The organism is Rhodococcus sp. WWJCD1, assembly GCF_002258735.1.
Lineage (GTDB): Bacteria > Actinomycetota > Actinomycetes > Mycobacteriales > Mycobacteriaceae > Rhodococcoides.
On the sequence record NZ_NOXY01000014.1, the window covers coordinates 1 to 12,295 of the forward strand.

Consider the following 12,295-nt stretch of genomic DNA (forward strand, 5'->3'; position numbering starts at 1 on the left):
GCCTTCGCGGTAATGCAGGTCGGTGTGGCAGACCCCGCAGGCCTGGATTTTCACGACGACCTCGTTGGGGCCGGGATCGGGGATGGTGATCGTCTCGATCGAGACGGGTGCGCCCTTGCTCTTGGCGACGACGGCGCGGACCTGCTGCGGCATGGTGGATGCTCCTGGGAGTAGTTGAGCAGCGGCGTTCGACGTCGCTACAGGTGTTGGAATCAAGTTAATATATCAGTTACCGGACAGTATCGAATGTTAAATGCGAGTATCGAATTCGGTTCAGGTGTCGCGCGTTCACTTGAGTGTTCGCAGGTAAGAGCCCATGTTCGGTAAAGAATTAGCGTGTCGAATGCATCGATGCGCATTGCCATCTCTTGACATAGCCCTCGGGTCGGCTCAGTCTTGTTCGAGTTCAAGCAAATCGAAGTTGCGCAGAGAGCAACGCGTCGCGCATCTATCCGACCATCCACGCTGCGTGCACGGGCGACATACCTATTCGGCGAGAGCCGGAGGGAGAACGATGTGACAACGAACAGCAAACCCCGGGGCGACAAGACTCGGGTCGCGTCACCCGAAGAACATGCCCCTCATCAGTACGGCCCCCTCGAGGTCTATCACCACGGAGAGGAGGGCAAACCGCGCACCGACAAGGTGGTGTTCGGTATCACCGCCGCCATCGTCATCGCGATTCTGACGTGGGGCATCCTCGGCACCGAGAGCATGAAGTCCGTCAACGCGTCCGTACTGGACTGGGTGGTGACGAACGTCGGCTGGCTGTTCATCTTCTCGGCCACCGGGTTCGTGATCTTCGCGCTGTGGCTCGCGCTCAGCCGATACGGAAAGATTCCGCTCGGCAAAGACGGCGAGAAGCCCGAATTCAACACTGTCAGCTGGATCGCGATGATGTTCAGCGCCGGCATGGGAATCGGCTTGATCTTCTGGGGAGTGGCCGAGCCGCTCACTCACTTCGTCACCCCACCGCCCGGAATCACCGATTCGACTGTGGGAACTGCGCTTTCGACGGCCATCTTCCACTGGGGATTGCACCCGTGGTCGATGTACGCCGTGGTCGGATTGTCCATCGCCTACGGCACGTATCGGATGGACCGCAAGCAGCTCATCAGCTCCTCGTTCATTCCGCTGATCGGTCGTCACGCCGAGGGCCCCATCGGCAAGGTCATCGATATTCTGGCGATCTTCGCCACGATGTTCGGCACCGCGGCGTCCCTCGGTCTCGGTGCACTCCAGATCGGTTCGGGAATCGAGGTTCTCGGCTGGGTCAACCAAGCGGGGACGCTTCTGCTCGTCGCCGTCGTCGCCATCCTGACGCTCGCGTTCGTGGCCTCGGCAGTGTCGGGGATCTCCAAGGGAATTCAGTGGCTCTCCAACATCAACATGGTGCTGGCCCTCGTGCTCGCGTTGTTCGTGTTCGTTCTCGGGCCGACGGTGCTGATCCTGAACCTGCTGCCCACCACCCTCGGTGACTATGCCGCCCACATCGCAGGCATGTCGGCGCGTTCGGCGGCGTCCGGTGGTCCCGAGACCGAGTCCTGGCTCTCGTCCTGGACGATCTTCTACTGGGCATGGTGGATCTCGTGGACCCCCTTCGTCGGAATGTTCCTCGCTCGCATCAGTCGTGGCCGCACCATCCGCCAGTTCGTCATCGGTGTCATTCTCATCCCGACGTCGGTGAGCTTGGTCTGGTTCTCGATCTTCGGTGGAGCGGCAATCGGCGAGCAGCAGAAGGGGACCGAAGACCTGGTGGCCCTCGGTAAGCCGGAATCGCAGCTGTTCGCGGTTCTCGACCACTTCCCGTTGGCAGGCATCTCGTCCGTGCTGGTGATGGTGTTGGTCGGCATCTTCTTCGTCAGTGGGGCCGATGCCGCCTCGATCGTGATGGGAACCTTGTCGCAACGAGGCACCCTGGATCCGTCCCGCGGGGTTGTCGCCTTCTGGGGTGTGGTCACCGGCGGCATTGCGATCCTGATGCTGTGGACGGGAGGATCGGACGCCCTCAACGGGTTGCAGACGATGACCATCATCGTGGCGGCACCGTTCGTGCTGGTGATGATCGGAACGTGTGTCTCGCTGTACAAGGACGTCACGAACGACCCGTTCATCGTCAAGAGCCCCAAGGCTCCGCCGAAAGTCAAGTCCGACAAGTGAAGTGAGCCGTCGGTGCGGGACGCGTACACGTGCGTCCCGCACCGACGGCATTTCGGGGGTTGACCACATCCACCCCTGCCCATACTCTTGATATATCAATCTATGGTTAGTTGTCGTGCAGGCCGTCGATCGTCCCGGCCGAGCTCCATCTCTCCACCCCGATACGGAAGGACCACCATGGGTTCACCGAGAGTTGTCATCATCGGCGCCGGCATCGTCGGTACCAACGTGGCCGACGAGCTCACCGCGCGCGGTTGGGATCGCATCACCGTGCTCGATCAGGGGCCGCTCCCTCTCACGGGTGGATCCACCTCGCACGCACCGGGACTGGTGTTCCAGACCAACGCATCCAAGACGATGACCGAACTCGCCCGATACACGGTCGAGAAGTTCATGGGCCTCGAGGTGGACGGGCAGTGGTGCTTCAATCAGCTCGGTGGCCTCGAAGTGGCGACCACCGAAGAGCGTCTGGCCGACCTGCACCGAAAGCAGGGTTGGGCCACGTCCTGGGGAATCGAAGGATCGGTCATCGACCCGTCCGAATGCGCCAAACTACACCCGCTGCTGGATCGTTCGCGTGTCCTCGGCGGTCTGTACGTCGAGACGGACGGTCTTGCCAAGGCGTCCCGCGCCGTTGTGGCACTGACCCGACGCGCAGAATCGCGCGGAGCCGTTTTCCGCGGTTCCACCAAGGTCATCGGTATCGAACAGACGGGTGGCCGAGTCACCGGTGTGGCGACCGATCACGGCGTGATCGAAGCCGACATCGTGGTCTCCTGCGCCGGCTTCTGGGGCCCCGATGTGGGCGAACTGGTCGGCATGAAGGTGCCGCTGCTGCCGCTGGCGCACCAGTACGCCAAGACCGACCAGATCCCGGAACTGGTGGGACGCAACACCGAAGCCGCCGAGGCGGGCATGCCCATCCTGCGTCACCAGGATCAGGACCTGTACTTCCGCGAGCACGTCGACCGTCTCGGCATCGGCAGCTACGCCCACCGCCCGATGCCCGTCGACACCAAGACCCTGCCCGGCGGAGACGGTGTGTCCGACGAGGCCATGCCGTCCATGCTCGACTTCACGCAGGAGGATTTCGCCCCGTCGTGGGAGCAGTCCAAGCTCCTGCTGCCGTGCCTCGAGACTGCCAAGATCGACCACGGCTTCAACGGAGTCTTCTCGTTCACGCCGGACGGCGGACCGTTGCTCGGCGAGTCTCCGGACGTCAAGGGCTTCTGGATCGCTGAGGCCGTATGGGTCACTCACTCGGCCGGCGTCGGCAGGGCCATCGCGCAGCTGCTGGTCGACGGACGCTCCGAGGTGGAACTGCACGGGTGTGACGTCAACCGATTCGAGGACTTCCAGCTCGATCCTGCATACGTCAGCGAAACCTCGCAGCAGAACTTCGTCGAGATCTACGACGTTCTGCATCCCTCGCAGCCGCGGTTGTCCCCGCGCGATGTTCGGGTCAGCCCCTTCAACGCGCGGCAGCACCAACTCGGTGCGGTGTTCCTCGAAGGCGGCGGATGGGAACGCCCGCACTGGTACGAGGCCAATGCCGATCTGGTGCAACAGCTTCCCGCCGAGTGGCAACCGCCCAAGCGTGACGAGTGGGCATCGATGTTCCATTCGCCCATCGCCGCGGCCGAGGCGTGGAAGACCCGTACATCCGTCGCCATGTACGACATGACCCCGCTCAAGCGGCTGCGGGTGCGCGGCCCCGGTGCGCTGGCCCTGCTCGAGGGATTGACGTCCGGCAAGATGGACAAGACCGTCGGAGCCGTGACGTACACGTTGGCTCTCGACGAGAAGGGCGGCGTGCGAAGCGATCTCACCGTTGCGCGGTTGTCGGCCGACGAATTCCAAGTCGGCGCCAACGGCAATCTCGACTACGACTACCTCCGCCGCGAAGCGCCGAGCGACGGCAGCGTCACCGTCGACGACATCACCGGCTCCACCTGCTGCATCGGTCTGTGGGGTCCGCATGCCCGCGACGTCGTCGAGAAGCTGACCCAGGACGACTTCTCCAACGAGAACTTCAAGTACTTCCGCTGCAAGCAGGTTCGGATCGGGGGAGTACCCGTCACAGCAATGCGGTTGTCGTACGTGGGCGAGCTCGGGTGGGAGCTGTACACCACTGCCGACTACGGTCAGCGACTCTGGGACATGTTGTGGCAGGCCGGTTCCGAGTTCGGCATCATCGCCGGTGGGCGCGCTGCGTTCAACAGCCTGCGTATGGAGAAGGGCTACCGGTCGTGGGGCTCCGACATGACCACCGAACACAACCCCTACGAGGCCGGCCTCGGCTTCGCGGTACGCCCGCAGAAGGGCGAATTCCGCGGCCGCGATGCCGTCCTCGAAATGTCCGACGACACCGTCTCGAAGAAGTTGGTCTGCCTGAAGATCGACGACGGCACGTCGGTGGTACTCGGCCACGAGCCCGTCCTGGTGGACGGCGAACCTGCCGGTTACATCACCAGCGCCTCGTTCGGACATACCGTCGGCGCGCCGATCGCCTACGCCTGGGTGCCGGCACGGAGCGCAGAACCCGGTGCAGCAGTACAGATTCGATACTTCGATCGGCTCGTGTCCGCCACCGTCGTGGCCGAGCCCCTCGTCGACCCCGAGATGGCCAAGATCCGCAGCTGACGACCCACCAGTACCAGGAGATTCGATGACCGAGAACTTCACTCTCACGCTCAGCTGTGGACAGCGGCCGGGCATCGTCCGGGCCGTCAGTGCGTTCCTCTTCGACAACGACTGCGACATCGCCGAGCACCAACAGTTCGACGACTCGACGGACGGCTCGTTCTTCCTTCGCACGTCGTTCGTGGCCAGCCGAACCACCGACATCGAGAAGCTGACCGAGAGTTTCCGGGAGGTGGCCGATCGATTCGCGATGATGTACACCTTCAACGGCTGCAGTCAGCCGCGCGTGCTCGTCATGGTCTCCAAGATGGGGCACTGCCTCAACGACCTCATCTTCCGCTGGCGTTCACAGAATCTCGGCGGAGAACTGGTGGCCGTGGTCAGCAACCACGAAGTGCTGCGGCCGATGGCGGAGGCTGCCGGGCTGCCGTTCGTCCACGTCCCCGTCACCCCGGGTACCAAGGCCGAGGCCGAGCAGCGTCTGCTGGACCTCGTCGCCGAGTACGAGGTGGACCTGGTGGTGCTGGCCCGGTACATGCAGGTGCTCTCCGATGAGACGTGTCGAGCGTTGCACGGCAGGGCAATCAACATCCACCACTCCTTCCTGCCCGGCTTCAAGGGCGCGAAGCCCTACCACCAGGCCTTCGACCGGGGCGTCAAGCAGGTCGGTGCGACGGCGCACTACGTCACCCCCGATCTCGACGAGGGCCCGATCATCGAGCAGCAGGTTATTCGTATCGACCACACTCACGATCCGTCTCGTCTGGCCACCGTCGGACAGGATGCCGAGGCTCTCGCACTCTCGCGAGCGGTGCGCTGGCACTGCGAGAATCGCGTCCTGCTGCACGGACACCGGACGGTCATCTTCAGCTGAGCCGACACCCACGACGGGCCCGTACCGAATCGGTACGGGCCCTTGGTCATCTGGTGCGGTGGTGCGTGAACCTCACACTCTTTTTGCAGAGTGCGCGCCGGTTCCCTCTGCAGAGAATCGACGCGCACCCTCGAAAAGGGGTGCGAGGTCCCCGGGGTCTAGCACTCCACGCTCTAGCACTCCACGAAGTTGACCGGCACGTTGATCGCGAGTCCACCGCTGGAGGTCTCCTTGTACTTCGAGTGCATGTCTGCCCCGGTGGAGCGCATGGTCTCGATCACCTGATCCAGGCTGACGCGATGAGTACCGTTACCGCGCAACGCCATACGAGCTGCGTTGATCGCCTTACCGGCGGAGATCGCGTTGCGTTCGATACACGGAATCTGAACCAGCCCGCCGATGGGGTCGCACGTGAGACCGAGGCTGTGTTCCATGGCGATCTCGGCGGCGTTCTCCACCTGTTCGGGTGTGCCGCCCAGTACCTCGGCCAGGCCGGCTGCGGCCATCGACGCAGCCGAACCCACCTCACCCTGGCAGCCCACTTCGGCACCGGAGATCGACGCCATCTCCTTGTACAGCGACCCGATCGCGCCTGCGGTGAGCAGAAAGCGCACTGTGCTGCCATCGGGATCGGCGACCCCGTTGGCGGTGTAGCGAGTGGCGTAGTGCAGCACGGCCGGGATGATGCCGGCCGCGCCGTTGGTGGGGGCTGTCACGATTCGCCCGCCCGACGCGTTCTCCTCGTTGACCGCGAGCGCGACGAGATTGACCCAGTCCTCGGCGAATTCGCTCGAACGGTTCGGATCCTCGGCGTCGAGTCGCAGGAACCAGTCCCTGGCTCGGCGCCGCACTTGCAGCGCGCCCGGGAGATAGCCGTCGCGGGAGATGCCGCGAACCTCGCACTCGACCATGACGTCCCGGATGTGCAGCAGCCCATTTCGTATCGCGTCGAGCGTGCGGCGTTCGAGCTCGACCTCGGTCATGACGTCGCTGATGCTGCAGCGTCGCCGTTCGCAGATCTGAAGCAGTTCCTTGGCCGACGCGAACCCGTTCGCGGAGGCGAGTGGCGCGACGGCCTCGACGCTTTCGGCCTCGGTCACCACGAAGCCGCCACCCACCGAGAAGTAGGTCTCGGTGTGCAGTTCGGTCGAATCCGAGGCGCGCGCAGTCAGTTTCATTCCGTTGGGGTGGAACGGCAAGACTGTCAACGGGCGCAGCACGATGTCGTCCACCGCGAGGTCGATCTCGCGGGTACCGCCGAACAGAATGCGCCCGGTGGCCGCCATCGACGCTTGCCGCTGTTCCATCACCTCGGTGGAAATGGTTTCGGGCAGAAGCCCTTCCAAGCCGAGCAGCACTGCGGTCATGGTGCCGTGTCCCGCTCCGGTCGCGGCCAGCGAACCGTACAGGTCCACGGCCACCTCACGGACGTCTTCGAAGGCAGACATGGTGCGCAGGTCGTCGACGAACCGAGCAGCCGCACGCATTGGACCGACCGTGTGCGAACTCGAGGGTCCGACCCCGACGGAAAAGAGGTCGAACACGCTGATCGTCATGAGCCCACCCGAGCTGCGTCGGTCGGCTCGCGCGTGGTGAGATCGTCGAACGACGAGGCAGCGGGGGTCAGGACGGCGAACAGCCAGCCGGTGCCGAGCGGGTCTGCGGCGACGCTCGAGGGATCCTCGAGCACAACGGGATTGACGATGGTGACCATGCCGCTAGCCGGAGCGAACACCGTGACCGACCCAGTGGACGTGCGGATGGTGCCGCAGGCCTCACCTGCGGTGAGCACGGTACGCACCGTCGGCAGGTCGACGCCGAGAATGTCGGCCGCGCCGCCCAATGCCGTCGGCGTTACGCCCACTCGACTGGGGGTCTGAGCAGGGGAGCCGAACGGGTCGACGGCCATCCAGCTGTGTTCGGTGCTGAAGTGTCGGCGGGCAGAGGAGAGGGCTGCAGTCATGAGGTGGCCTCGGCATTCTTCGTGGATTGACCTGGATTCGAGTCGAGTGAACGCAGTGCCCGCATCACGGCCAGTGCGTCGATGGTGGCGGCGACGTCGTGAACCCTGAGGAGTGACGCCCCGTGCTGGGCCGCAATGATCGCGGCGGTGAGTGATCCGGCGAGCCGGTCGTCGACCTCTCTGCCGGTGATGGCACCGATCATTCCCTTTCGGGACACACCCGCCATGATCGGCCTGCCGGACGCGGTGAGCGCCCGAAGGCCCTGGAGCAGCTGCAGATTGTGCTCGAGGGTCTTGCCGAATCCGAACCCGGGATCTACCAGAATGCGGTACGGCGGTATCCCGGCCCGGATGCATTCGGCAGCCCGGTCTTCGAGAAACTCGCACACCTCCGCGGTGACGTCGCCGTAGCGAGGGGAATGTTGCATCGTCGACGGCTCGCCCTGCATATGCGTCAGGCACACGGCGGCGCCCAGCTCGGCTGCTGCATCGAGTGCACCGGGAAGGCGAAGGGCACGAACGTCGTTGATGACGCTCGCCCCGGCGCGCACCGCTTCCCGCATCACCTCGGGGCGTGAGGTATCGACCGACAGCGGTGTCGACGTACGTCTGGACAATGCGTCGATCACCGGGACGACTCGGGCGATCTCCTCCTCGACAGTAGGCGGGGTAGCCCCGGGCCGGGTCGATTCACCGCCGATGTCGAGCAACTCGGCTCCGTCGTCGACCATCGACAGTGCATGGGCCACAGCACGATCCGAGTCCAGAAACAGACCTCCATCGGAGAACGAATCCGGGGTCACGTTGACGATCCCACAGACCACGGGATGTGAGGTGGTCAGTCGAGTCAGCAGTCGATCGCGGGCATCGGCTGCCCGTGTTGCTGTGGAGACGGTCGTGAGCACTGCGGTCACCTTTTCTCTCGCGCGAGTCCAACGGGTCGATCAGACGTCGGTGTATTCCTCGGCCGCGTCGATCAACCAGGTTGCGAGATAGCGTGCGAACGACGAGCGCACGAGGATGCGGTAGTCCGTTCCCGTGTCGTCACAGGCAATCAGGATCATGCCTGCCATCGCCAGCATCGTCTGGACCGTCGATCCCGCCGGGAAAATGCCGGGATGCAGATCGATCGAGCATCCCTTCGCCAGGACCTCGCGGGCCCGAGAACCGCTCAGCCGCAGACTGGTTCGCTGAGCGGACACGTCGGTTGCCGCGCCCCGGTGCGCGCGAACGGCCGAACCGAGACGGTGTTCCAGGTCGACCGGGTCGATGCCGGCTCCGATCACCAGCCACTCCTCGGGACCGAGCCAGATGGCGGTGGTGTTCGTTCCTTCGGCGACGCGGCCGGGGCCGGGGAGTTCGGTGCCGAGCTCGGCCGAGGCAGCGGCCCCGCCCGGTCCGCTCGGGTCGACCCACAGGTCGATCCCGGCGAAGAACGGTTCCTCCACGATGCGGACAGCAGGCGAGTCCGGCAGGACTGTCTGTGCGAGTGGGCTTCTGGTGGCGAGTCGGTCAGCCATCACGGCGGTTACCTTCCGGATCGACGAGTACGGAGCCGGTGACTTCCACGGCGATCAGGGTGTCGCCCACCGGGACGTGCAGGATGTCGCCGAGTCGGTCACGTCCGGCCTCGAGCAGGGCCAACCCGAACGGGCGGCCCAATTCTGCGCTGGCGTAACTGGACGTGACGTGGCCGAGCATCGGCACCGGAAGTTCGGGTAGGACGCCGCTGTCGGAATGCTCGATGATCTGCGAGCCCTCCGGGAGGACGGTCTCCCGGTCGACCGGCAGGAGGCCGACGAACTGCTTGCGCAACGGGTTTCGGTTCTCGGCGCGGTCGAACGACCGCTTTCCGATGAAGTCGAGCTTCTTCTTCGACACCGCCCAGCTCATGCCGAGGTCCTGCGGGGTGACGGTGCCGTCGGTGTCCTGGCCGACGATCGGGTAGCCCTTCTCGGCGCGCAGCACGTGCATGGTCTCGGTGCCGTACGGGGTGATGTGGTACTTCTCGCCCGCGTCGATCAGCCGCGACCACAGTGCGTGCGCGTGCCAGGAATCGATGTTCACCTCGAAGGCCAGTTCACCGGAGAAGCTGATGCGTGCCACGCGTACCGGTACCCCGTCGATCGAGGCGTCTCGCCAGGCCATGAACGGGAACGACTCGTTGGTGACGTCCAGTTCGGGAAAGATCTCGCCGACGAGATCGCGAGATCGCGGTCCGACGACGGGGAACGTGGCCCACTGCTCGGTCACCGACGTCAGCCGAACCGCGAGGTGCGGCCACTCGGTCTGCAGCCACTCCTCCATCCAGTCGAGCATCCCTGCTGCGCCACCGGTGGTGGTGAACACCTGGAACCGGTCGTCCGCCAGACGCATCACGGTGCCGTCGTCGATCACCATGCCGTCGGCACCGCACATCACGCCGTACCGCACCATGCCGACCTTCAACGTGCTCATCATGTTCGTGTAGAACATGTCCAGCACCACACCCGCATCGGGGCCCTGCACGTCGATCTTGCCGAGAGTCGAACCGTCGAGCATGCCGACGCCCGAACGCACGGCCGCACACTCGCGGAGCACGGCGTCGTGCATCTCTTCACCGGGAAGTGGGTAGTAGCGGGGCCGCTTCCACTGCCCGACGTCCTCGAAGACGGCACCGCGTTCGACGTGCCAATCATGAACTGCGGTAACCCGTTCCGGGTCGAACGCTATGCCGCGATTGCGTCCGGCCAACGCCGCGAACGCCACCGGCGTGTACGGGGGTCGGAACGTGGTGGTGCCCAGGTTCTCCACCGGCTTGTCGAGCAGTTCCGCCACGATGCCCGAGGACACCACACCGGAGGTCTTGCCCTGATCGTGCGCTGTGCCGATCGTGGTGTAACGCTTGATGTGTTCCATCGAGGACATGCCTGCCCCGACGGCGCGGACCAGATCGGCGACGGTCGCGTCGCGCTGCACGTCGACGAACTGGCTGTCGGCACCTGCGTCGTCGCGCACCCGCCACAGCACCAGCGACTCGCTGCTGGGCACGGAATCGACCACATGAAGCGAGGTTTCGGGAGCATCGAAGCCGAGACGGGTCAGCGCACCTGCCGCAGCCGAGCCGCCGTCACGTAGACATCCGGCCAGATCGAAGACCCCCGATGCCGACCCGGCGACACTGATGCCCTCGACGTCGTCCGCAGGCACGAATGCGCCGAGTTCACCGTCGTAGCGCAACTTTCCGCGAGCCTGGCTGAACAGGTGCACCGCGGGGTTCCAACCACCGCTGACGAGCAGTACGTCGCAGCCGAGAGCTTCGGTGGAACCGTCGGCCCCGGTCACCAGTGCATGGGTGACGCGGGTGCCGCCGCGGGTGCCGGACACGACGCTCCCGGTGCGCACCTCGATGCCGCGTTCGCGGCACAGACCGATCCAGTACTCGGGTGCCGCGGCGCGGGCATCGACGATGCTCGTGATGCGGACCCCTGCGTCGTGCAGATCGACGGCTGCCTTGTACGCACTGTCGTTGGTGGTGAAGACCACGGCGTCGGTGCCCACTGTGACGCCGTAGCGATGCAGGAACGTACGTGCGCTGTGCGCCAGCATGATTCCGGGGCGGTCGTTGTCGGTGAAGACGACCGGACGTTCGTGGGCACCGGTGGCCACCAGGACGTGACGCGATCGAATGCGCCAGACGCGCTGACGGCTCAGTGCTGCAGGCGCATCCAACCCCAGGTGATCGGTGCGGCGCTCGAGCGCGAGGACGAAGCCGTCGTCGTAGGAACCGAACGCGGTGGTGCGGCGCAGCAGTGTCACGTCGGGGAAGGTCGACAACTCGGTCACCGCGTCGGTCACCCAGTCCAGTGCGGGCCGGCCGTCCATGACGTCGTCGGAGCCGAGCAGGGAACCGCCGAACTCGCTCTGATCGTCGACGACGATCACCCGAGCGCCACTGCGGGCGGCGATCAGAGCGGCCGTCAGACCGGCCGGGCCGGCACCGACGACCAACAGATCGGCGTGGGCGTGCATGGCGTCGTACTTGGCGGAGTCGGAGATCTCGGCGAGACGCCCCTGTCCGGGGATGCCCCGAGCGACCAGACCGTCGTACAGCTCGATCGTGGTGGCGAGCAGCATGGGCTCGGGGAACGGCTCCTCGATCTGCACGAGTCCGCCGGTGTCCTCGGCCCATGCTGCGGTGAATCCACGGGGCCTGCCGAGCTTGATGCTGGTGGTCACCTGATGAATGCCGTTGGCGAGCAACGCAGATGCCAGCGTGTCGCCGGGATGTCCCTGCAGCGCCGAGCCGCCGAACGTGAAGTCGAAGGTGCTCGTGCGGTCTATGCGGCCGCCGGATGCGGTGCGGAATGCGGTCATGGGTTCACCGGCTTCGGGTCGTCGAGGCGATAGACACTGTGGATTCGGTAGGTGGCGGTGTCTCGTACTGCGTTGAACCAACGCCTGCAGCCCGCGCTGTGGCTCCACCGTTCTGCGAAGAGCCCCTTGGGGTTGTCGCGGAAGAACACGAAGTGCGCCCACTGTTCGTCGGTGAGGGCCGAGGGCTCCTCGGGGTAGGCGATGTGCGCCTGGCCGCCGTAGTGGAATTCGGTCTCTTCTCGACTCCCGCACCACGGGCATTCGATCAATTGCATTGCCACTCCAGGATTTCTCGTTCG

General features: G+C 64.9%; 10 protein-coding genes. 3 read left to right on the forward strand and 7 right to left on the reverse strand.

Annotation, left to right across the window (positions count from 1 at the left end; genetic code table 11):
- A partial coding sequence (locus tag CH286_RS10140; protein ID WP_176458206.1) for an alcohol dehydrogenase catalytic domain-containing protein occupies positions 1-153 on the reverse strand: 153 nt, incomplete at its 3' end.
- Positions 154-648: 495 nt separating this feature from the next.
- Between CH286_RS10140 and CH286_RS10145 the strand changes: the two genes are divergently transcribed.
- The 3 genes from CH286_RS10145 (at position 649) to purU (ending at position 5,677) form a co-directional block, all read left to right on the forward strand.
- Complete coding sequence (locus tag CH286_RS10145; RefSeq protein ID WP_052058634.1) at positions 649-2,160, forward strand: BCCT family transporter; 1,512 nt, start codon at positions 649-651, stop codon at positions 2,158-2,160.
- A gap of 177 nt (positions 2,161-2,337) precedes the next feature.
- Positions 2,338-4,803, forward strand: a complete 2,466-nt coding sequence (locus tag CH286_RS10150; RefSeq protein ID WP_094609142.1) for a GcvT family protein — start codon at positions 2,338-2,340, stop codon at positions 4,801-4,803.
- A gap of 25 nt (positions 4,804-4,828) precedes the next feature.
- The gene (purU, locus tag CH286_RS10155) at positions 4,829-5,677 is read left to right on the forward strand and encodes a formyltetrahydrofolate deformylase (RefSeq protein WP_032405069.1); all 849 of its coding nucleotides are present in this window, start codon (positions 4,829-4,831) and stop codon (positions 5,675-5,677) included.
- Between the two features lie 173 nt (positions 5,678-5,850).
- On the opposite strand, the gene CH286_RS10160 is transcribed toward purU, so the two are convergent.
- The 6 genes from CH286_RS10160 to CH286_RS10185 are packed head-to-tail and all read right to left on the reverse strand — an operon-like array spanning position 5,851 to position 12,271.
- Positions 5,851-7,233, reverse strand: coding sequence for an L-serine ammonia-lyase (locus CH286_RS10160; protein ID WP_094609143.1), 1,383 nt, complete (start codon positions 7,231-7,233; stop codon positions 5,851-5,853).
- Positions 7,230-7,640 (reverse strand): glycine cleavage system protein H, encoded by a 411-nt coding sequence (locus CH286_RS10165; protein WP_094609144.1) that lies wholly within the window; start codon positions 7,638-7,640, stop codon positions 7,230-7,232. Before CH286_RS10165 ends, CH286_RS10160 begins: the two co-directional genes overlap by 4 nt.
- Positions 7,637-8,545 carry a dihydropteroate synthase gene (gene folP / locus CH286_RS10170; protein ID WP_176458207.1) on the reverse strand — a complete coding sequence of 303 codons (909 nt, stop codon included), beginning with the start codon at positions 8,543-8,545 and terminating at the stop codon, positions 7,637-7,639. The genes CH286_RS10165 and folP overlap by 4 nt, the downstream gene beginning before the upstream one ends.
- A 39-nt stretch (positions 8,546-8,584) precedes the next feature.
- Positions 8,585-9,160 carry a sarcosine oxidase subunit gamma gene (locus CH286_RS10175; RefSeq protein ID WP_094609145.1) on the reverse strand — a complete coding sequence of 192 codons (576 nt, stop codon included), beginning with the start codon at positions 9,158-9,160 and terminating at the stop codon, positions 8,585-8,587.
- Positions 9,153-11,996 carry a 2Fe-2S iron-sulfur cluster-binding protein gene (locus CH286_RS10180; protein WP_094609146.1) on the reverse strand — a complete coding sequence of 948 codons (2,844 nt, stop codon included), beginning with the start codon at positions 11,994-11,996 and terminating at the stop codon, positions 9,153-9,155. Before CH286_RS10180 ends, CH286_RS10175 begins: the two co-directional genes overlap by 8 nt.
- Positions 11,993-12,271 carry a sarcosine oxidase subunit delta gene (locus CH286_RS10185; RefSeq protein WP_032377699.1) on the reverse strand — a complete coding sequence of 93 codons (279 nt, stop codon included), beginning with the start codon at positions 12,269-12,271 and terminating at the stop codon, positions 11,993-11,995. The genes CH286_RS10180 and CH286_RS10185 overlap by 4 nt, the downstream gene beginning before the upstream one ends.
- Between the last annotated feature and the right edge of the window lie 24 nt (positions 12,272-12,295).